This is a genomic window from Alphaproteobacteria bacterium, from assembly GCA_033344895.1.
In the GTDB taxonomy this organism is placed as follows: domain Bacteria; phylum Pseudomonadota; class Alphaproteobacteria; order UBA8366; family Aestuariispiraceae; genus Pacificispira.
The window spans coordinates 3,818,375-3,838,061 of record JAWPMN010000001.1; the positions used below are offsets into that span (position 1 = coordinate 3,818,375).

The 19,687-nt window shown below is 60.7% G+C and carries 19 protein-coding genes; 7 read left to right on the forward strand and 12 right to left on the reverse strand.

Annotation, left to right across the window (positions count from 1 at the left end):
* Window positions 1-60: 60 nt before the first annotated feature.
* The 10 genes from R8L07_18280 to R8L07_18325 all read right to left on the reverse strand — a co-directional run bounded on the left by R8L07_18280 (window position 61) and on the right by R8L07_18325 (window position 10,373).
* Window positions 61-1,113, reverse strand: a complete 1,053-nt coding sequence (locus tag R8L07_18280; protein MDW3207487.1) for a TRAP transporter small permease subunit — start codon at window positions 1,111-1,113, stop codon at window positions 61-63.
* 205 nt (window positions 1,114-1,318) lie between these two features.
* The gene (locus R8L07_18285; protein MDW3207488.1) at window positions 1,319-2,419 is read right to left on the reverse strand and encodes a TRAP transporter substrate-binding protein; all 1,101 of its coding nucleotides are present in this window, start codon (window positions 2,417-2,419) and stop codon (window positions 1,319-1,321) included.
* Between the two features lie 210 nt (window positions 2,420-2,629).
* On the reverse strand, window positions 2,630-3,391 hold the full coding sequence (locus R8L07_18290; GenBank protein ID MDW3207489.1) for an arginyltransferase: 762 nt from the start codon (window positions 3,389-3,391) through the stop codon (window positions 2,630-2,632).
* 43 nt (window positions 3,392-3,434) lie between these two features.
* On the reverse strand, window positions 3,435-4,409 hold the full coding sequence (locus tag R8L07_18295; GenBank protein MDW3207490.1) for an alpha-E domain-containing protein: 975 nt from the start codon (window positions 4,407-4,409) through the stop codon (window positions 3,435-3,437).
* Window positions 4,410-4,430: 21 nt separating this feature from the next.
* Entirely contained in the window at window positions 4,431-5,885 is a 1,455-nt protein-coding gene (locus tag R8L07_18300) for a circularly permuted type 2 ATP-grasp protein (GenBank protein MDW3207491.1), read from the reverse strand.
* 168 nt (window positions 5,886-6,053) lie between these two features.
* Window positions 6,054-6,539 carry an RDD family protein gene (locus tag R8L07_18305; protein MDW3207492.1) on the reverse strand — a complete coding sequence of 162 codons (486 nt, stop codon included), beginning with the start codon at window positions 6,537-6,539 and terminating at the stop codon, window positions 6,054-6,056.
* A gap of 91 nt (window positions 6,540-6,630) precedes the next feature.
* On the reverse strand, window positions 6,631-7,506 hold the full coding sequence (locus R8L07_18310) for a flagellar motor protein MotB (GenBank protein ID MDW3207493.1): 876 nt from the start codon (window positions 7,504-7,506) through the stop codon (window positions 6,631-6,633).
* A gap of 11 nt (window positions 7,507-7,517) precedes the next feature.
* Window positions 7,518-8,537 carry a flagellar motor protein MotB gene (locus R8L07_18315; GenBank protein ID MDW3207494.1) on the reverse strand — a complete coding sequence of 340 codons (1,020 nt, stop codon included), beginning with the start codon at window positions 8,535-8,537 and terminating at the stop codon, window positions 7,518-7,520.
* 55 nt (window positions 8,538-8,592) lie between these two features.
* Complete coding sequence (motA, locus tag R8L07_18320) at window positions 8,593-9,459, reverse strand: flagellar motor stator protein MotA (GenBank protein ID MDW3207495.1); 867 nt, start codon at window positions 9,457-9,459, stop codon at window positions 8,593-8,595.
* Between the two features lie 137 nt (window positions 9,460-9,596).
* Window positions 9,597-10,373, reverse strand: coding sequence for a class I SAM-dependent methyltransferase (locus R8L07_18325; GenBank protein ID MDW3207496.1), 777 nt, complete (start codon window positions 10,371-10,373; stop codon window positions 9,597-9,599).
* A gap of 75 nt (window positions 10,374-10,448) precedes the next feature.
* Here R8L07_18325 and R8L07_18330 point away from each other — a divergent pair, with 75 nt between their 5' ends.
* From R8L07_18330 to R8L07_18350, 5 genes are all read left to right on the forward strand, one after another.
* On the forward strand, window positions 10,449-10,949 hold the full coding sequence (locus R8L07_18330; protein ID MDW3207497.1) for a flavin reductase family protein: 501 nt from the start codon (window positions 10,449-10,451) through the stop codon (window positions 10,947-10,949).
* A gap of 87 nt (window positions 10,950-11,036) precedes the next feature.
* Window positions 11,037-11,429: a DUF2946 family protein gene (locus R8L07_18335; protein MDW3207498.1), complete on the forward strand. Its 393-nt coding sequence runs from the start codon at window positions 11,037-11,039 to the stop codon at window positions 11,427-11,429.
* An 83-nt stretch (window positions 11,430-11,512) separates the two neighbouring features.
* Window positions 11,513-12,634: an ABC transporter substrate-binding protein gene (locus R8L07_18340; GenBank protein ID MDW3207499.1), complete on the forward strand. Its 1,122-nt coding sequence runs from the start codon at window positions 11,513-11,515 to the stop codon at window positions 12,632-12,634.
* Between the two features lie 59 nt (window positions 12,635-12,693).
* On the forward strand, window positions 12,694-13,743 hold the full coding sequence (locus tag R8L07_18345) for an iron ABC transporter permease (protein ID MDW3207500.1): 1,050 nt from the start codon (window positions 12,694-12,696) through the stop codon (window positions 13,741-13,743).
* The gene (locus R8L07_18350; protein ID MDW3207501.1) at window positions 13,737-14,474 is read left to right on the forward strand and encodes an ABC transporter ATP-binding protein; all 738 of its coding nucleotides are present in this window, start codon (window positions 13,737-13,739) and stop codon (window positions 14,472-14,474) included. Before R8L07_18345 ends, R8L07_18350 begins: the two co-directional genes overlap by 7 nt.
* Before the next feature lie 9 nt (window positions 14,475-14,483).
* Here R8L07_18350 and R8L07_18355 read toward each other — a convergent pair whose 3' ends face one another.
* Together R8L07_18355 and R8L07_18360 are read right to left on the reverse strand one after the other, a co-directional pair.
* Entirely contained in the window at window positions 14,484-15,869 is a 1,386-nt protein-coding gene (locus R8L07_18355; GenBank protein MDW3207502.1) for an L-serine ammonia-lyase, read from the reverse strand.
* A gap of 30 nt (window positions 15,870-15,899) precedes the next feature.
* On the reverse strand, window positions 15,900-18,173 hold the full coding sequence (locus R8L07_18360; protein ID MDW3207503.1) for a penicillin acylase family protein: 2,274 nt from the start codon (window positions 18,171-18,173) through the stop codon (window positions 15,900-15,902).
* A 126-nt stretch (window positions 18,174-18,299) separates the two neighbouring features.
* On the opposite strand from R8L07_18360, the gene R8L07_18365 reads away from it, so the two are divergent.
* Window positions 18,300-19,154 carry an alpha/beta hydrolase gene (locus R8L07_18365; GenBank protein MDW3207504.1) on the forward strand — a complete coding sequence of 285 codons (855 nt, stop codon included), beginning with the start codon at window positions 18,300-18,302 and terminating at the stop codon, window positions 19,152-19,154.
* A 14-nt stretch (window positions 19,155-19,168) separates the two neighbouring features.
* On the forward strand, window positions 19,169-19,681 hold the full coding sequence (locus tag R8L07_18370) for a hypothetical protein (protein ID MDW3207505.1): 513 nt from the start codon (window positions 19,169-19,171) through the stop codon (window positions 19,679-19,681).
* Window positions 19,682-19,687: the final 6 nt, after the last annotated feature.

Here is a 19,687-nt window from a genome sequence, read left to right on the forward strand (position 1 = left end):
TGCCGGCCGCTTCGCAGCCCGGAAATCATTGGTGCGGAAACCGTTTCCGCCTCGAATGCGTCAGTGGGCGCCTGCTTGCGTGACTTCCCGCTTCCCGGGATCACCACGCCAGTCAGCCATGCCTTCGAACATGATGCTGACGAACTGCACCGCCATCGTCGCCGCGAAGACGCCCAGGAAGCCTGCCATCCAGAACTTCACATACATGCCGAACCCGGACTGGGAGACCTCGTAGTTCACCAGCGGTGAGTTGATGATGCTGGACTTGTCCCACATGCCGAACACCAGGATCGTCCAGCACAGCGCGATGCCCATGAAAACGGCACCCAGAGCATTCACCAGGCCCTTCTTGCGCTCCGAAAACCCGGAATAGAAGACGTCGACCCGGACATGGCCGTCATCGAACAGCGTGTAAGCGCTCGCAAACAGGAACAGCGCGCCGTACCAGAAGCGCACAAGATCGCCCTGATAGGCCTGCTCATAAGAGAACACGAAGCGGGTGATCACGATCAGCAGTTCGGCCGAAACGATCAGTAGGCCCAGCCACTGGAAGCCAAGATCCTTGATCTTGAGGGCGATCAGCAGGGAAAGGATGATCAGCGGGAAATGGACATAGGGCCCCCGGAAACGGGACCGTCCCAGTTCCGTCGTCATGTCTTCGCCGACAAAGGCTGCGAGAAATCCCTCGACCCGCAGGAAGGAGACCAGGGCGTCCACCAGTCCAATCAGGAGAACCGACCAGAAGGCAGCCCGAATGATGAAGTTGGTGATGCTGGAAAGGGTATTGGCATCCCGGCGAAGGGCCCGTCCTGATGTCCGTTGGCAGAAGAAGAGCGCGACGAGAATGGCGGCGACATAGAACAGAAACTGCGCCACCGTCTTGGCGATGGCCGCACCTGTCTCAGGGGCACCGCGACCGGCCTCGACAAGGCCGATCAACCCGTAAAACGGTGTCGCGCCAGGCCATTCCCACCAGACATTGAGGTAGTTGTTTACAATATAAACGAAGGAGCAAAGCACGATGGCCCAGCCGAACGCGCGCAGAAGCCAGACATTGGTTCCGGCGGCGTCGATGCCGTCATGAAATGCAGAAGTGTCAGATGATGAATTCATTCCCGCCCCATAGTGTCAGAATGAATGGACAGGATCGGCCCCCTACCGATCGCGCCGGCGTGTCCAGCTTCACGCCTCTAGTCGCTGGTTCCGTCGCAACGGTGACGTTTTCGTCTTATCCGCTGCGGTAGTCGCAAACGCTGATCCGGCGCCTGCAAGAAGGACGGGGCCCGAAGACCCCGTCCAATCTCGCAGAAGTTCTGGATTAAACGCCCAGAACGCGGTTGCGCTGCGCCACGTAGGCCGCGTCCGCGAGGTTCTGCCAGCCACCGATATCCGAACGAGCGGCAACGAAGCTCTCGTGGATCCGGTTGGCCAGGTCGCTGTGCGCCCGTGCTTCTTCGAAGACCTCTTCCGAAGCTTCGCCGAAGGAGTCGTAGACGTCGTCGTTGAACTTGCGGACCTGAACGCCCTGCTCCTGGATGAGCTTGCGGAGATAGGTACCGTTGTTTGCGTTGAACTCGGACATCATGACTTCGTTTTCGACGGTCGCGGCCGACTCGATGATCATCTGATCGATCGTCGACAGGCCGTCCCACCAGGCCTTGTTCACGCCACAAGCCAGCATTGAGCCCGGCTCGTGGTAGCCCGGATAGTAGTAGTACTTGGCGGCTTCGTAGAACTTCATCGCGTAATCGTTCCACGGACCGACCCATTCCGTCGCCTCAATGGCGCCCGAAACGAGGTTTTCGTAGATCTGACCGCCCGGCAGGGAGACCGGCGAGGCGCCCAGCTTGGCCAGGACGTCGCCGCCCAGACCCGGCATACGCATTTTCAGACCCTTCAGGTCGTCCGCCGAGTTGATTTCCTTGTTGAACCAGCCGCCCATCTGGACGCCCGTGCTGCCGCACATCAGACCCTTGATGCCGAATTCGGCACCGAGCTCGTCCCACAGTTCCTGACCGCCGGCAAAGCGAATCCAGGCATTCATTTCCGTATAGGTCAGACCGAACGGAACCGCCGTGAAGTAAGCCCAGCCCGGGTGGCGGCCTTTCCAGTAGTAGTCCGCGCCGTGATAGGCCTGCGCGTTGCCGGACGCGACCTCATCGAAGGCGTCGAACGCGCCGACGCGTTCACCGGCCGCGAAGTATTCGACCTGGATGCGGCCCTCGGACAGGTCCGAGATACGCTGCGCGAAACGCTGTGCGCCGGTACCCAGACCGGGGAAGTCGCGCGGCCAGGTCGAGACGATGTTCATCTCAACGCGGTTCTGCGCGATGGCCGGCTTGGCAAAATTCGAGGCGGCGGTAACAGCGGCCGCGCCTGCAGCAACCGTACCAGCTTTAAGGAAATCGCGACGTTTCATGATTCTCCCTCTTCGTGACGTCCCGTTCGTCTTTCCTGACCGCGACCTCGCGTCACGGTCAAAGCAGACGATGTTCTAGCCGTTTCAGTCCATTTCCGACCCTGCGGACGGATTGATGTCCTGAATGCAGCCATTTTGTTCGATCCTGTCGCCAGAACCGCTTAACTTGACGTTATAACGCAAATTTGGCCGCCTGCAACAGCAACAGCATCAATCAACCTTGCACCGCACAATTTCTGCCCAGTTGGCGGGATCGTCGATCTCTTGCCAGCCGCTGCGCGTGTAGCCCTCCAGGGGACGAAACCCCGCTTTGTAATCCATCTTCGGGCTGTCCGGGACCCAAAAACCCAGATAAACGAATGGCTTATCAGTATTCTTGGCCAAGTCCACCAGACTGAGAATCATATGGTTGCCCAGGCTGCGCCGGTCGTCCTCCGGGTCGAAGAAGCTGTAGACCGCGGAATATCCATCTGCCAGACGATCGGTGATGCAGGTCGCCATCAACTTGCCGTCGTCACGCCTCCATTCCAGCAGGCGGGTGTCGACGGGGCTTGCGACGACGAGGTTCGAATAGTCCCGAATGGTCATTCCCGCCATATCGCCATCGCCATGGCGTGACCGAACATAGCGGCTGAACAGGCGGTACTGTTCCTGCGTCGCCATCTGACCGACATCGGTCATCGTCAGGTCGGCATTCCGGTTGCGCGTCTTTCGATACCTGCGCCGATCGTCGAAATCCCTAACCCGGATTCGCACCGGCACGCAGGCCTGACAGCCGCGGCAGGTCGGCCGATAGACGATGTGGTGTGATCGACGAAAACCGAACTGGCTGAGATGTTCGAACGTGTCCTGCGCATTTGGACCGCCCAGTTCCATGAACAACTGCTGTTCGACGAGGCCGTCCAGATAGGGACATGACATCGGGCCTGAGCGATGGAACACGATTGGGGCAAGCGGGCGTTGGTGGCTCATTTCAGGATTCCGTTCGGCCTGCTTTCAGTGCGAAACGCCACGGTCACGCAGCGTTTTCTTCTTCCGGGTGACCGAAATAGGCGACCGCCATGGCGTTCGCGACTTCGATCAGGTCCAACTGCACGGCATCCAGAAATTCATGCATGCCATAGGATATGATGGCATCGATATCCGTGTCCTCCAAGCGCCGATGGATGACGTCGACCGACGCGGCGACGCGATCCCCCCGCGTTAGTTGGAACGTATAGATCAACTGGGACAGCAAAGTTGAGATTTCGGCGATGCAATAGCGCACCGAACGGGGGAACCGATTGTTCAGAACCAGAAATTCGGCAACTTTGATGGGCTCGATCCCGCGCGGGTGCACTCGTCGATAGGCGTGATACCCCGCCGCCGAGCGCAACAGCGCATTCCACTGGCTGAGATCGAGGATCGATCCGACTTCGCTGATGTCCGGCAACAGGGTGTGGTATTTGACATCGACCAGGCGGGTCGTCTGATCTGCCCGTTCCAGATACTTGCCCAGTTGATAGAAATACCAGCCCTGATCGCGATAGAAGGTTCCTTCGGTAATGCCGGAATGGGCCTGACACGCGGTCCGGACCCGATCGCAGAAGCGGGCGGTGTTGGGCACGGAGTTGGGCCCGGCCGATATCGCCGACAGCTCGTTGTAGAAGACATTCAGATGCGTCCACATCTCGGTCGAGATCAGCGGGCGCAGGGTGCGGGCATTTTCCCGCGCCGCCCGGATCGACGATACGATCGATGTCGGGTTCTCGCGGTCCAGCATGTAGAAATACGAAACATTGGTCGGCGAGGCAGCACCGTGCAGGTTTCGGAACCTGTCACGGTCCGAGTTCAGGTCGATGATGGCATCCCAGTTGTGGGCCCCGCGTCGGTCTCGCGTGAAGACCTCGTTGACCTCCAGCAGTCGTGCCAGATTGTCTGCGCGCTCCATGTAGCGGGCCATCCAGAAGATGTCTTCCGCATATCGCGCGAGGAGACTGTGCTGCGTCATGAAATCCGTCTCCTCCTTCGATCAGTCCGTCAGGACCCAGGTGTCCTTGGAGCCGCCGCCCTGACTGGAGTTCACGACCAGCGAGCCCTTGCGCAGCGCCACGCGTGTCAGACCGCCGGGCAGAACCCAACTCGACTTTCCGGTCACACAGAACGGACGAAGATCGACATGGCGCGGTTCAACGGCCCCGTCGACCAGCGTGGGACAGACCGAAAGATTGATCATGGGTTGGCTAATGAAGTTGGACGGGTCCGCCTTGATCTTTGTGCGGAACTCCGCCAATTCCTCCTTGGTCGCGCGCGGACCGATGAGAATGCCGTAACCGCCGGACTCCCCGACCGGTTTCACCACCAGCTCCTCGAGATGGTCCAGCGTGTAGGACAGTCCTTCCGCCTCCCGGCAGATATGGGTCGGGACATTGGCCAGGATGGCTTCCTCACCAAGAAAATACTCGATCAGCCGGGGCAGGTAGGCATAGACCGCTTTATCGTCGGCCACGCCCGTGCCGATCGCATTGGCCAGCGTGATGTTGCCTTTTCGATAGGCGTCGAAAATGCCGGGAACGCCCAGCAGACTGTCGGGCCGGAAAGCCCTGGGATCGAGGAAGTCATCATCGATCCTGCGATAGATGCAGTGGACTTCTTCCTCGCCTTCCGTTGTTCGCATGAAGACGCGGTCGTCCTCGACACGCAGGTCACGGCCTTCGACAAGCGGCACGCCCATTTCACGCGCCAGGAAGATGTGCTCGAAATAGGCGGAATTGTATGCGCCGGGGGAGAGCAGGACGACCTGAGGGTCCATCGGCCCGTCCGGGGCGACATCCAGCATGGCCTGGAGCAGTTTCGGACCGTAATCGTCCACCGGCCGGATTCCGATATCATCGACCAGATCGGGAAAGGCCCGCTGCATCATATGCCGGTTTTCGACCACATAAGATACGCCGGACGGCGTCCTGGCATTGTCTTCGAGAACCCGAAAGTCGCCATTGCCATCGCGGACCAGATCGATGCCGGATACATGGACATAGGTTCCGCCCGGTACATCCACACCCACCATGCGCTTGCGATAGTTTTTGTTCCCGACAACCAGATCGGTGGGAATGATGCCGTCCTTCAGGCATTTCTGATCATGATAGATGTCCTGGAGGAACAGGTTGAGCGTCTTGACCCGCTGTTCGACGCCGCGTTCGATCGTCTCCCACTCCGATGCGCCAATGACGCGGGGTAGCACATCGAACGGCAGGATGCGGTCGATCATGGTCCTGTCGGAATAGACGGTGAAGGTAATCCCGAGATTGTAAAGTTCCCGGGAGGCCGCATCGGCCCTGTTGCTCAATTCTTTGGTTTCGATGCTGCGCAATCGCTCGACCACAGCCTGCGGAATGACGCCGCGTTCTGCCGCGGAGAGGATTTCGCAAAAGTAGCCCGACGGGTCGTAACCGTGTGCCGGTGCGTTCGAGTTGTCTGAGACTCCCATCGCGTCACTGTCTCGAACGACGGCTCTTGATGACCGGTCGTTCGCCCTTCGTACCGACCCCGCTGGCCAGCCTGTTCATCTCATTCTTATGGAGATAAGTATGAGGCGTTCTTGTTGAAATTCAACAACAAAGCCCCTGATTGGCGGGAACCGGGGGCCTGAAACAGATCAGGGCGACACTTTCCCGGCGTGGATGGTGCGCAAGCCGCTCAAGATATCATGCAGGAATCGGCTGCGGTCGTCGAAAAGGACATACAGCAGGGGCACGAAGCTGAAGGCGACACTGACATAGAACAGCAATGTCAGGATCAGGGCCTGGAGAACCGAGGGGACATGCCCGGTTTCCGCGTCGACCACCTTCAATCCCAGGGCAGACTGTCCGACTGTCGCGCCGCGTCCCGAAACCATTAGCGTATGATACGCGATTGGCGTAGCCGCCCACAGAAGTGCGGTGATCGGGGCGAGCAGGCCGAAAGTCAGCGCTGTGATCAACCAGAGCGCCACTCCGATCGCCGCGAGCACACAGAAATCGATGAGGTAACTCATCGTCCGCTTGAAGATCGTGCCGGACCAGTATTGCGGGTCCTCAAACTGGTCAGTGCCGCTTTTTCCTCGACCCCGCCCGGGTTCGATCTGTCCGTCCTGGTGTGACATGCGCTCCATTCCTTCGCTTTCCATGAATGTGTGCACGCCGCCGGTCTCGTTCAAGTTAGGTCGGATCGCGGGCAGGGGGCAACGGACACTATCAGGGCGGCGCCGGCGCCTGGCGCAACAGTACGATTGTCATGCGCCGGTTCTGCGGAGAGGAAGGGTTTTCCGGGATCAGGGGGTCTGAATCCGCGACACCGATGACAGTTTCGAAGCGGACCTCGGGGATATTGTTCTGCCGCAAGCCGCGGCGGACAGAGTTGGCTCGATCCACGGACAGGTCCCAACTTTGATCGCCCCCCTCGTCGCTGCCCGTGTGGCCGGTAATCGATATGGGATTGGGCAAATTGATTGCGATGTCAGAGAGCAGTTGAAGGCTGATGCGTGCGTGTTCCGTCAACTGCGCGGTGCCTTCCTGGAAGTTCGACTTGTCGCGACTGTCGACCAGTTGAATCCGCAAGCCTTCATCCGTCACGTCGATCTTGACGGTTTCCTTCAGGTCCTGGAGTTCAGGCGGCAATTCATTGATTTGCGTTTCCAGGTTCTGTTTAGCCTGGTTGAAACGCTTTTCTTCCTCATCGGCGTTGACTTCGCCGATGCTGCCGGTGCTGGTCACATCGTCCTTACCGGATTCGTCGTCGCTGGAATTCAGGTTCCCCTGCGAGGAGCCGTCGGTCGCGTCCGGGGATTCGGTCCGCTTGTCCTGCGTCGGGCCGGGCTGGTTGGGGGTGATGCCGCCGAACACGTTGTTTGAGCCGGAATCGGCCGAGGTCGTTCGCGTGGTCGGTGTGAAATAGTTTGAGATGCCGTCCAGTACTTCCTGTTCGGTCGCATTCAGCAGCCACAGCAACAGAAAGAACGCCATCATGGCGGTAACGAAATCGGCATAGGCGACCTTCCAGGCGCCACCATGGGCGCCTTCCTCGGGGACCTTTACCTTCTTCACGATGATTTGCTGCTCGAGATCTGCCATGGCGCCCTCCGTCAATTCTCGGGTAGGGGCGGCGGGGCAAGACCGCTCGTATCGCGTGCCGGTGCGGCGCCGGCGTCTCCGCTGCCTGGAACATCGTCCACGCCCGGCACGAAGACCTGCTGTTGCTTCTCCGGCGCATTCTGGCGCAACAACAGGATGGAAATTCGGCGATTCCGTTCATTCTCGGGATCACGAGGGTCAAGAAGGTCGGAATCGGCCTTGCCTTCGACCCGTACGAGACGGCTTGTCGGAAAGCCGTTGCGCTCCATCCAGCGACGGCTGGCCGCCGCCCGATCCCCGGACAACTCCCAGTTTCCATAGTCCGGTGTCGCGCCAGGCTGCGGCGCGGAATCCGTATGGCCCGTGATCGCGACATCATTGGGAAGCTGCACGATGATGCCGCTGATCAGTGCCAGCAGGCGAACGGCGCGCCGTGTCATCTGGTCGGTTCCGGGCTCGAACATCTCCCGTCGTTGATAGTCCAGTAGCTGGATCAGCAGCCCGTCCTCAGTGATCTCATAGATAATGCTGTCCTGAAGATCACGGACACTGGGGTCTTCCTGAATGGACTGTTTCAGCTTTGCCAGAGCGTCATCCAGCATCTGCTGCTCCTGCTGCTCGGCAGTGGCGTCGCCCAGATTGACATTGGCAGCGTCGGGATCTTCCCGTTCCTCGCCGGTTTCCTTGCCGGACTCCTCCGAACCGTAGGAAGGGATCGCAACGCTGGTAACCGGTGGGGACGATGCGGAACGCATTGCGCCCTCCAGAGAGGCCACGGCACCGGATAGGGCCTGACCGATGCCCTGGGAATCCTCCGCCGCGCTGGGCGGGGCGAAATAGTCGGACAGGCCGGTCATCTGCTCTTCGGTCGTGGCGTTGAGGAGCCATAACAGGAGAAAGAACGCCATCATGGCGGTCACGAAATCGGCATAGGCGACTTTCCAGGCGCCGCCATGGGCCCCTGCCGGGATCTTGATCTTCTTTTTCAGGATCAGCGGTTCTATCGCTTCACCCTGGAGACCTTCCGACATCCGGCGTCAGTCCTCTCCTAAGGTCCTATCGGGTCCAGCGCACCGTCAAATTCAATTAGCCGCTGACCGGCGGCAGGGATTCGACCGCGCTTTCCACCTCTGCGAAGGTCGGGCGGTTATGCGGCGCCAGAGACTTGCGGGCGAATTCCGTTGAAACCGCCGGTGCATATCCCGCGAGATGCGCCAGAATGCCTGCCTTCATGCAGTTAAAGTAGGTTGCTTCCTCTTCCATGATCGCCTTTGCATTGCTGGCGAAGGGAGCGAAGAAACCATAGCACAGCAGAATGCCGAGGAAGGTACCCACCAGGGCGCCGCCGATCAGCCGGCCCAAGACTTCGGGCGGCTCGTTGATCGACCCCATGGTCTTGATGACCCCCAGAACCGCCGCGACAATCCCGAGGGCAGGGAAGCCTTCTGCCATACCCGTCAGGGCGTGGGCGATCTGGTGATCGGTCTGGTGGTGCGTTTCCAAATCCGCATCAATCAGCGCCTCGACTTCATGCGGATTGTCTGTGCCCAGCGTCATGAGGCGCAGATAGTCGCAGAAAAATTCGATGGCGTGATGATCCTTGTGGAATTTCTCGAACGGCTCGAACAGTTTTGAATCGTGTGGATTCTCGACATGCTGTTCGACCGCCAGCGCGCCCTTCTGCTTGATCAACTTGAAGACCTGATACTGCATGGTCAGCAGTTCCAGATAGTCGGCCTTCTTGTATTTAGGGCCCTTGAAAATGCCGCCGAGACGGCTGACCGAGCCCTTCACGATGCGCATCGGGTTGGCGATGATGAAGGCCGAAGCCCCGGCGCCAAAAATCAGGGTGAATTCAAAGGGCTGGTTCAGAACGCCCAGTTTACCGCCCATGGCCATGTAGGAGCCCAGGACACATCCGATAACTGCGACAATTCCAATGATAACAAACATAGAATGGGATGGACCTTCTGCCTATTGACGGTCTGCCTTGGAACCCACTCGGGCATTCACCGTCGAAACTGCGCAACTTTAGTCGGAATCGAATACTTCTGTCCATCATCGCAGTGCGAAATCAACGCCTTTTGACCTCAGCCCATGTTCCAGAGCAGTAGGGCCGTTGCCCGACCGCTTTCGATCGGTACCCGTCTGTCCGGCTCATGGCCCGGAACTTCGAAGGAATTGCTGACAAAAACCGCACCTGACGACATCTCCCGAGATGCCTTGTCATAAAGGGCGGCCATCGGGTGGGGGCTCAGGAAGGCATAGACGAGATTCCAGCCCTGAAGGTCGGTATTCCACAGCGACCCCCAGCGGATGTCGACGCGCCTGTCACGGGTCAGGAAGGAGCGTAGACGCGCGATCGCATAGGGTAGCGGCGCGTTTTCGACCCCTACAAAACGACTGTCCGGATTGTTTTGCCGACGTGCCAGGGCCAGGGGGACGCTGCCGGTACCGCAGCCGAGGTCGAGTACGGCAACAGGGGCATCATTCGGGAGCAGGTCCGACAGTCTGTCCACGGTCTCCGCATTGCTGAGGTAGAGCGGAACCCGGTCGCCGACGACATTCCGCAACAACAGGACCAGCACCAGCAATACTGCGCCCGGAATCCACACCGGCAGATCGATATAGAGCGCGGCCGCGAACAGTGCCGGAAGGGTCGCCATGAAGGCGATCCAGCCAAGCGCCGCCCGAAAGAGCGCCGAGGTCGCGGCCGCGGCTGATGAGGCTGCCGCGACCTTCACCCAGGTCGGTAAATCGGTGCCGGTCACATGAAAGTGGCCCTGAACGAGAAACAGCACCGCGATGACGGCGGCTCCCTGCGCTGCCACCGCCACCAGGATCGGTTTTCGTCCCCGCAGTGTCATCGTCCTCTCGCTTTCCCTCGCATACGCATCATGTTATGCCCGCAACGGCTTAACTTACTAGAGGTCAGGACGTCGATGGATAGCGACGACGAAGTGACATCGACGGTGTTTCGTACGGTTTGCGGACGGTTTGCGACCGGCGTGGCTGTGGCCACGACCCGGGACGGGAAGGGCGCGCGCTGGGGGCTGACCGTCAACTCGTTTTCCTCGGTTTCCCTGGATCCGCCACTGGTTCTGTTCTCGATCGATCGGTCGGCGTCCTCGCATGATATCTTTCTGGGATCTCCACGATTCGGGATCAATATCCTGTCGGACCGCCAGAAGGCGCTTTCGGACCGGTTTTCCTTTCTCAAGGACGAGGATCGGTTCGACGGTATAGATCTGGTGTCCGGAAGGGAAGCCGACCCCCCGCTTATCGACGGTGCGATCGCGCATATCGTCTGTGATCTGGCAAATACATTTCCTGGCGGGGATCACACCATTCTGCTGGGACGTGTGCGTCACACCGCCGTATCAAAGGATACGACGGCTCGGCCGCTTCTTTACTATGCCGGAGGATATGCTGGCATTTCGTAGAAGCCGGCATGCGGCAATTTTGGCATTGTGTGCGATCTTCGTGTCACGCAGTGTCGTGCGCCGTAAGTCACTAGGTCAGCGGTTCCGATGACGGCGAGCATCCGGACAATCAGGCTCTTGCGATTGCTGCCGGCCATATTGTGGCTGACGGCTCAGCTCGGCATGTCAGGTGTGTTCGGCGCGCAGACCGCGTCCGCCGCAACGGGCGATGGCGTCCGCAGCATCGTCATCTGTACCGCAGACGGATTCGCCAGGGTCGCATTGAACGCCGATGGTCAGCCGGTCGATCCGGCCAAGGCGATCGGAAGCCTGTGTGAATGGTGTCAGGCGTTCGGCGCAGTCGTGATGCCTGCGGCCCCGGCCGATGCCAGTATTCTGAACCTTGATCCGGTCGGCACCGTTGAAGTGTCCGCAGACCATGATCTGCGTGTCGGCCGCCCGTCCGACCAGCCTTATCCCATCCGCGGGCCACCTCTCTGATTTTCCAGTGCATCGATTGATTTCGCCGGCGTTCCGAGCATGGGACGGCGGAATGTTTGCCCGTGAAATGAGGGGGATACCCAATGTTTTTTCGAACGCTTTCCGTGGCGCGCGTCGCCGCGGCCGCCATTCTTTCCATCTACGCCTTGGCCGTTTCGGCCGCCTGTGCCCATGAAACCGTCGAGGTGACCGATGTCCTCGATCGGAAAGTGACCGTGCCGCATGGTGCGGAACGGGTTCTGCTGGGGTTCTACTTCGAGGACTTTCAGGCCATCGTCGGCCCCGGTGCCTTTGACCGTGTGGTCGCCATTTCCCGAGATACCTGGGAGGGGTGGCGCAATACGCAGTGGCAGGCCTACGTGAAGGTCCTGCCGCGCCTCGAAAGCCTGATCGACGTCGGGGAAGTGGATGCCGGGTCGTTCAACATCGAGGCGGCGGTGGCATCCAAGCCGGATGTCGCAATTCTGGCCGCGTGGCAGTTTCGCGGCCTGGGGGAAGCGGTCGCCAAGTTCGATGCGGCCGGCATTCCTGTTGTCGTGGTCGACTACAATGCCCAGACGGTCGAAAAGCATGTCGCCAGCACCCGCCTGATCGGCAAGATCATGGCAGTAGAGGATCGCGCCGAGAAACTCGCGATGGAATACAAGGCGGCTGTCGATGATGTGATGGCACGGGTTGCCGCGTCGGCGGAGGGCACGAAGAAGGTCTATGTCGAACTCGGCAACAAGGGAGCTTCGGAATACGGCAATAGCTATTCCGGCACCATGTGGGCCGGTGTCGTCGACCTGGCGGGCGGTGAGAACATTGCCGAGGGTCGGATCGAAAATTGGGGACCGCTGAGCCCGGAATATGTCATCGCCAGCCGGCCGGACGTGATCCTGATCCCTGGATCGGGCTGGGCAGGCCGTGACAAGGCGGTTCTGATGGGGTTCGGAACCGACCCAGCGGTGACGCGCGATCGTCTGCGCCCCTATACGGAACGGGCAGGGTGGGCGACGATTCCGGCGGTTCGGAACGGCGAGGTCCATTCCGTGTATCACGGCGGAGCCCGCACGCTCTACGACTACGCATTCCTGCAGTATGTCGCAAAGATCCTGCACCCCGAAGCCTTTGCGGATGTCGATCCTTTGGAGACCCATCGCCGCTTCTATCAGGCCTATCTGCCGATTTCGGCGGATGGAAGTTTCATGGTGAAGCTGGATTGATGGCCAATGGGCACCAGGGCCATGGCTCCGGTGCGCTCCGGATCTGAAAGGGACCGAAAATGTCCGCAACCGCAAGTGCCGTAACGCATTACGACATGATGCGTCGCCGCCGCATCGTGTGGCTCACCGTGGTCCTGGCTCTACTGTTCGCGATGGCAGTGACCGACCTCCTGATCGGGCCGGCGTTTCTGCCGCTTTTCGATGTTCTCGGTTCCTTCATTCCCCTTGGCGGTGAACTGGACCGGACGGTGGAGGTCATTGTCTGGAACATTCGTATGCCAATGACTGCGATGGCCGTCGTCGTCGGTGCGTCGCTCGGGGTTGCCGGGGCGCTGATGCAGACCATTCTCGGGAATCCGTTGGCCAGTCCCTACACGTTGGGTTTCTCCGCCGCAGCGGGATTCGGCGCGGCCCTGGTGATCCTGATCGGCATAGAAATTCCCGCATTGCCGGGGCTGACCGTGCCGATTGCCGCCTTCTTGGCGGCCGCAGGCGCGACCGCGCTGGTGTATGGATTGGCGAGACGGCGAGAGGCATCTGCGGAAGTCATGATCCTGTCCGGGATCGCCACGCTGTTTCTGTTTCAATCGGCGCAGTCGCTGGTGCAGTACATGGCGGCACCGGAGGTATTGCAGGAGATCGTGTTCTGGCTCTTTGGCAGCCTGCTGAAGGCGACATGGCTGAGTGTCGGTGTGTCCGGCGGCATCCTGATCGTGTCCGCCGTCCTTCTGGCGCCCGATCTATGGCGGCTGACCGCTCTGCGCCTGGGAGATGACCGGGCGCGAAGTCTGGGGGTGAATGTGGAGAGGCTGCGCCGTCGAATTTTCATAATCGTGGCGCTACTGACCGCAGGCGCGGTCGCATTCGTCGGGACCATCGGGTTCGTGGGGCTTGTCGCCCCGCACATTGCCCGGTCAATGGTCGGCGAGGACCAGCGGCTGCTGCTGCCGGTATCTGCGGCAACCGGCGCGGTGGTGATGGTCACCGCGTCGGTCGTTTCGAAGGGCATTAGCCCCGGCGCCGTGGTGCCGATCGGAATCGTGACCGCCGTCGTCGGCGTCCCCTTCTTGTTCGGCCTGATCTTGAGAGGCAGGAGGTCCTATTGGTAAGTGGAATATCCGCCCGCGGCGTCTCGGTCGCGATTTCCGGAACGCCCCTGATTGAAGACATTTCCCTGACCGTGAATGCCGGGGAAATGGTGGCCCTGATCGGCCCGAACGGCGCCGGAAAGTCGACGCTTCTGAAGGCGCTGTGCGGCATTGTTGCGTCAAGTGGTTCAATTGAAGGGGCCGGATCGGATGCTGCCTACATGCCGCAGGAGTCCGGGGTGGCCACTTCGCTGACGGTGATGGAGGCGATGCTGCTGGGGCGGGTCCGCACCTTGGGGATCAGGGTGTCGAGAAACGTGCTGAATGCGGCCTCGAGCGCCCTGTCGGGTTTCGGGCTGGCTGAACTGGCCGGCCGGCGGCTGGATACGCTCAGCGGGGGGCAGCGCCAGTTGGTGTTCTTGGCGCAGTCCGTGTTTCGAGAGCCGAATGCCCTGCTTCTGGATGAACCCACCTCGGCCCTCGATCTCCGACATCAGCTCATGGTTCTGGAATCCGTGCGGACTGTATGCCGGGCGCGCCGGATGGCGGTTGTGGTCGCCTTGCATGATCTTGGACAGGCAGCGCGCTTTGCCGACCGGATTGTCTGCATGTCAGACGGTCGCATTGTCGCCGATGGCGCCCCCGATCGTGTCCTGACGGAAGACAGGATACGTGCGGTCTACCGCGTCGAGGTGGAAATCTGCCGTACGGTACGGGGCGCGCTGAGCATTACCCCGATGACGGCTGCCTGACGACGGCGGTCAACATTCGACGACGTTGACGGCGAGGCCACCCTGGCTGGTTTCCTTGTATTCGGAGCGCATGTCGTCGCCGGTCTTCTTCATCGTCTTGATGGCCGCGTCCAACGGAACGAAATGCGTGCCGTCGCCCTTCATGGCGAGGGAACAGGCGTTCACGGCCTTGACCGCACCCATGGCATTGCGCTCGATACAGGGGATCTGGACCAAGCCCCCAATCGGATCGCAGGTCATGCCAAGATGGTGCTCAAGCGCGATTTCGGCCGCATTTTCGACCTGCATGTTGGTTGCCCCAAGCGCGGCGGCCAGGCCGGCTGCGGCCATGGCGGAAGCTGAACCGACTTCTCCCTGACAGCCGACCTCTGCGCCGGAGATCGACGCATTGTGCTTGATGATTCCGCCGATCGCGGAGGCGGCCAGAAGGAAGGTGCGAATGCCTTCCTGGCTGGCGCCCGGGATGAAGGCTTCGTAATAGCGGATTGTGGCCGGAATGATCCCCGCCGCCCCGTTGGTCGGCGCGGTCACGACGGTTCCGCCGGCGGCGTTCTCCTCGTTCACCGCGATGGCGTAAAGGCTGATCCAATCCATGATGTCGTGGTCAAAACGGCGGTTCGACTGCCGGTTTTTCTCCAGTTCCTGCAGGATCGCCTTGGCCCGCCGCTTCACATCGAGGCCGCCCGGCAGTCGGCCGTCCTGACCAAGTCCCCGTGTTATGCAGCTCCGCATGACACGCCAGAGGCGGTCGAGGCCGTCGATGACCTCCGCCTTGTCGCGCGCGGTACATTCGTTCTGAAGTTTCATGTCGGCGATGGAGAGGCCCGAGGTCTCTCCCATGGCCAACATCTCCTTGGCCGACTTGAAGGGGAAGGGGACCTCCGATTGCGGCAGGGAGCCGGCACCGGTCCTGTTGTCCAGTTCCTCAGGCGTCGCGACAAACCCGCCACCGATGGAATAGTAGGTCTGTTCCGCCAGCAGGTCGCCGGCCGTGTCGAAGGCGGCGAAGATCATGCCATTGGCATGACCGGGCAGGGGCGGTCCGAAATCGAAGATCAGGTGGTCGTCGCGGTTGAAGGGAATGCGCCGCGTGCCCCCCAGAGAGATTTCAAGCTCGGCATCGATCTGATGAACCAGCTTGAAGGCGTCGTCAGGATCGATGGTGTCGGGACGCGCCCCGGCAAGCCCCAGGATCACGGCCCGGTCGCTGGCATGTCCCTTGCCGGTCCAGGCCAGGGACCCATGCAGACTGCACCGCACGGATTGAACGGTCTCGAAGCATCCGCGTTCATTCAGCATCTCGATGAAGCGCGACGCCGCAACCATCGGACCCACAGTGTGGGAACTGGATGGGCCGATGCCGATCTTGAAAAGGTCAAAAACGCTGAGGAACATTTCGGACAGATCTCCTGTGAACGGGTCCGATCATGGACGCAGATGCAATACGTCGCCGCTTTCTTCGCCGATATCGCCCGTGCGCCCGGGAATTCTGAAATAGCGACCGTCGCGCCACGGCTCCAGCAGATCATCGTAGTGTGGCGAAAAGGGATTGCCGGACTGACCGCCGGCCAGAGCGTACAGGCTGTTGTCGAGGTCCGACAGATCATAGATCGCCCGATATCCGGCGCCATGTATATGACGGAACGGATGCCGGCCGTCGCCGCCCCGGCTTTGGCCGCGGTTGATCGTATGATCGCCGCCATTGGTTTCCAGCGGACGGTTTCCGAGAGAGGAAAGGCCAGGCACGAGGTCCAGCAGGAAGTTTTCCATCGGCGCGGTGTGCAGATCGCCCCACCGCCAGGCCGATGCATCCGACCCATAGTCGTCATTCAGCACGAACACGGCGCGGTCCAGGGCAGAGGACAGCATCCAACTGCAATCCTCTTCGGGGTCCGTTCTAGTGTCGTCACACCAGTGCGGGGCGACGGTCAGCACTTCTTCAACGAAACGCGCATCGGCGCGCCAATAGGCTTCGAACGCGTCCGCACCCAGATCGTCTTCGGCAAGCAGACGGACCGCTTCATTCAGCATCGTCATATAGATCGCCGCCGCAGCCGAATCCCGGGTCATTCGATAATCCCAGTCGCGCAGAAGATTGCGGGCATCCCGGGCAAGGGGCGATGTCGGCGCCGCCTTCAGGAAATGGGGCACCAGCCGACGGGCCGCGTCGGACAGGACGTCATTCTGAATTCGCGCGCTGTCTTCGAGTGTGTGCGCTTCGGGAACCTCGGAAAGGGCCTCCAGAAGCCGAACCGCGCGATACTCGTCGACAAAATCATGCGAAACATCGTTCGGATAATCGGCGCTGACGACGCGGTTGTTGGCGTTTGCAATCAGGCCGTTGGCCGGGTCCACCAGGCCCGGAAGGTCCTGAGACGGAAGAACACCCCGCCATGTGGCTTCCGGTTGGGCCGAATAATTCGGAACGGTACCGTCTCCGCCGTGCCGAACTGGCAGCCGTCCGGCGACTTTCATGCCGATCCGGCCGGCAGTATCTGCGTAGAACACGTTCTGTACCGGGTCGTCGAACAGGGCCAGCGCCCGCAGAAACTGGTCCCAGTCCTGCGCCCGATTAAGATGGTAAAGCGCCTGGACGGACCTTGGGAGCGTCTTCGTTCCCGTCCATTGCAGGGCCACCGGCGGATCACCGAGCCTGCTGAGGACAGGTCCGAATGCGGAATCCCGGATCGTAATCGTCTCGTCGGCTCCGAACCGGACCTGGATTGTCTCCTGTCGGACTTCCGACGCGTCGAACGCCTCCTGATCAAGGCGGACCGTGTCCTGATTGTCGGCGTGGGTCGTCGTGAGGCCCCAGGCGACCGTGCCGTTGTGACCTAGTATGTGAAACGGAGCACCGGGCGCGGTTGCGCCCGTCAGGGAAAGTTCTGGGGTCTGTATCCTGGCCAGATACCATTGGCCCGGCATGCGCAGCCCGAGATGCGGGTCATTTGCAAGGATCGGCTTGCCGGTTTCCGTCCGTTTGCCACTCAGCACCCAGGCGTTTGACGCGTCGTATTTGCCGATCCAGGCATCCCGATTGTCGTCGTTCATGGTCGACGGACTGGCGAGATTGCGGGGGAACAACTCCCGAACCCGTTCGGCGCCCACCAGGTCAATCAGGGCTTCGCGACGACCCTCCGAGAATCCGTTCCCCGACAGTTGAAGCGACATCAAGCGACCCCAGACAAGGCTGTCGGCGATGACCCAGGGATCGGGAGAATGCAGGGTTAGCTGGAACTCCACCGGCAAGGGGGCCTCAGTGTTTTCCAGAAATGCGTTTACCCCGTCGGCATACGCCTGAAGATCGTCGCGTTCGCTCTGGCTCAGCGCTTCGACCTGCTGCTCTGCCTGGCGGTAAAGACCGAGTTCCCGCATCATTCGGTCATAGTTCAACATCGGGGCACCGACGATTTCTGCCATGCGGCCGGCCCCGATCCGCCTGGTTGTTTCCATCTGCCACAACCGGTCCCGGGCATGCAGAAATCCGAGCGCCCGATACGCATCGCGTAGGGATTCCGCCCGGATGACCGGAATGCCTCTGTCGTCGGTGATGACGGTGACCTCCGCATTCAGGCCCGGTAGTGTCTCGTCGCCCGCAACATCCGGAACGCTGGCGACGCCCAGAATCCAGATCAGCGCGCCGCCCGAAAGTACGATGACGGCAAGGACGATCAGCACAGATCTGAAAATGACGCGCACGGCTAAGGCTCCGACCAATGAAGTTCGAATGATCGCCTCGTTCTAGCGCATGGCGAGATTGAATGCAGCCTTGGGGTTGGGCAATGTCAGGCCTGTTCAGTGCGTCAGGAAGATGGGAGCAATATTTTGCCATTCCGAATGAAGTCGGTTCGCTGCGCCAGCCAGGCCGGGTTCCACGAGATGGTCTATCGGGATTGGGGCCGGTCGGATGCGGCGAAAACGGTCGTTTGTGTGCATGGGCTGACCCGAAACGGGCGCGATTTTGAGCGCCTTGCGGATGCTTTGGCGTCGGACGGCCATCGGGTGCTGTGTCCCGATATTGTCGGAAGAGGGGCGTCCGACCGTCTGGGCCCCGGGGGGGCTTATGAGGTTCCGCAATATGTCGCGGACCTGACGACAATGTTGGCCGCCGAGGGGCTGCGGTCCGTCGATTGGATCGGTACATCGATGGGCGGCCTGATCGGCATGGCGATGGCTGCGATGCCCGGCGGCCCGATCCGCCGCATGGTACTCAACGATGTCGGGCCATTCATTCCCAAGGCAGCGCTGCAGCGCATCGGCGATTATGTCGGAGTGGAATGGCGTTTCGACACCTTTCAGAAGGCGGAAGCCCATATTCGCGCTGCGTATGCGCCCTTCGGCCTTGAGTCCGATGAAGATTGGCGCTTCATGACGGAGATTTCGACCGCCCGTGATGAAGCCGGTTGCTGGGTCAATGCCTATGATCCGCGTATAGCGGACCCGTTTCGCGGCGATCAGATCGCGGATGCGGACCTCTGGTATCTATGGGATGCGATCCGAATACCGATATTCGTGATGCGCGGTGCGGAATCGGATTTGCTGACACCGGAAATTGCGAAAGAGATGACGCGTCGGGGGCCCGGGGCGGAGGTTCTGGAGATACCTGGATGCGGCCATGCGCCCGCGCTCATGGACTCCCATCAGATCGGGGTTCTGCGAGACTGGTGCCGATCGGCGTGACGAAAGGATTTGGAATGACTGCAGTTTGGTCGATGCGCCTGACGCTGGCTGGTTTCGTCCTGTTGGCACTTGTCGGTGGCATGGCATCCGATGGCCGTGCTCAGGGCAGGGACAGGGCCCTGGAATCCGTTCGGGAACTGGCAGCCCGACTGATCGACAAGACCGAGGATGCCGCCACCCCGGAATCGCAGATCTGGGCCGGCGTGCAGGCCCTGACCGATGCGACCCGACGGTTTGCATTGGCAGAGACCGAAACGCGTGCCGACGATAAAGTTGCTTCACCGCCGCTGGCGTCCTTGCGGCCCGGCCAGGCCGAGAGCGTGACACTTGCCGGCGAACCGGGGGCCGAAGTGCCGTTGTCCGATGTCCCACGGGATTGGTTCAACGCCAGAATCACTGACGCGCAGATTGCATTGAACGGTGCGCGTACCGCGATTGAACAAGGAGCGACCCGGGAGAGGATTGTCCGACATCTGCGGGATTACGCCGCGGCCCTGGCCATCCTCGACCGACCACCGGCGTCGTAAGAGTCT

What these genes read in the sequence shown, in the direction of transcription:
- R8L07_18280 (MDW3207487.1), bottom strand. Translation starts at nt 1,113, where the DNA reads ATGAATTCATCATCTGACACTTCTGCATTTCATGACGGCATCGACGCC.
- R8L07_18285 (MDW3207488.1), bottom strand. Translation starts at nt 2,419, where the DNA reads ATGAAACGTCGCGATTTCCTTAAAGCTGGTACGGTTGCTGCAGGCGCG.
- R8L07_18290 (MDW3207489.1), bottom strand. Translation starts at nt 3,391, where the DNA reads ATGAGCCACCAACGCCCGCTTGCCCCAATCGTGTTCCATCGCTCAGGC.
- R8L07_18295 (MDW3207490.1), bottom strand. Translation starts at nt 4,409, where the DNA reads ATGACGCAGCACAGTCTCCTCGCGCGATATGCGGAAGACATCTTCTGG.
- R8L07_18300 (MDW3207491.1), bottom strand. Translation starts at nt 5,885, where the DNA reads ATGGGAGTCTCAGACAACTCGAACGCACCGGCACACGGTTACGACCCG.
- R8L07_18305 (MDW3207492.1), bottom strand. Translation starts at nt 6,539, where the DNA reads ATGTCACACCAGGACGGACAGATCGAACCCGGGCGGGGTCGAGGAAAA.
- R8L07_18310 (MDW3207493.1), bottom strand. Translation starts at nt 7,506, where the DNA reads ATGGCAGATCTCGAGCAGCAAATCATCGTGAAGAAGGTAAAGGTCCCC.
- R8L07_18315 (MDW3207494.1), bottom strand. Translation starts at nt 8,537, where the DNA reads ATGTCGGAAGGTCTCCAGGGTGAAGCGATAGAACCGCTGATCCTGAAA.
- motA (MDW3207495.1), bottom strand. Translation starts at nt 9,459, where the DNA reads ATGTTTGTTATCATTGGAATTGTCGCAGTTATCGGATGTGTCCTGGGC.
- R8L07_18325 (MDW3207496.1), bottom strand. Translation starts at nt 10,373, where the DNA reads ATGACACTGCGGGGACGAAAACCGATCCTGGTGGCGGTGGCAGCGCAG.
- R8L07_18330 (MDW3207497.1), top strand. Translation starts at nt 10,449, where the DNA reads ATGGATAGCGACGACGAAGTGACATCGACGGTGTTTCGTACGGTTTGC.
- R8L07_18335 (MDW3207498.1), top strand. Translation starts at nt 11,037, where the DNA reads ATGACGGCGAGCATCCGGACAATCAGGCTCTTGCGATTGCTGCCGGCC.
- R8L07_18340 (MDW3207499.1), top strand. Translation starts at nt 11,513, where the DNA reads ATGTTTTTTCGAACGCTTTCCGTGGCGCGCGTCGCCGCGGCCGCCATT.
- R8L07_18345 (MDW3207500.1), top strand. Translation starts at nt 12,694, where the DNA reads ATGTCCGCAACCGCAAGTGCCGTAACGCATTACGACATGATGCGTCGC.
- R8L07_18355 (MDW3207502.1), bottom strand. Translation starts at nt 15,869, where the DNA reads ATGTTCCTCAGCGTTTTTGACCTTTTCAAGATCGGCATCGGCCCATCC.
- R8L07_18370 (MDW3207505.1), top strand. Translation starts at nt 19,169, where the DNA reads ATGACTGCAGTTTGGTCGATGCGCCTGACGCTGGCTGGTTTCGTCCTG.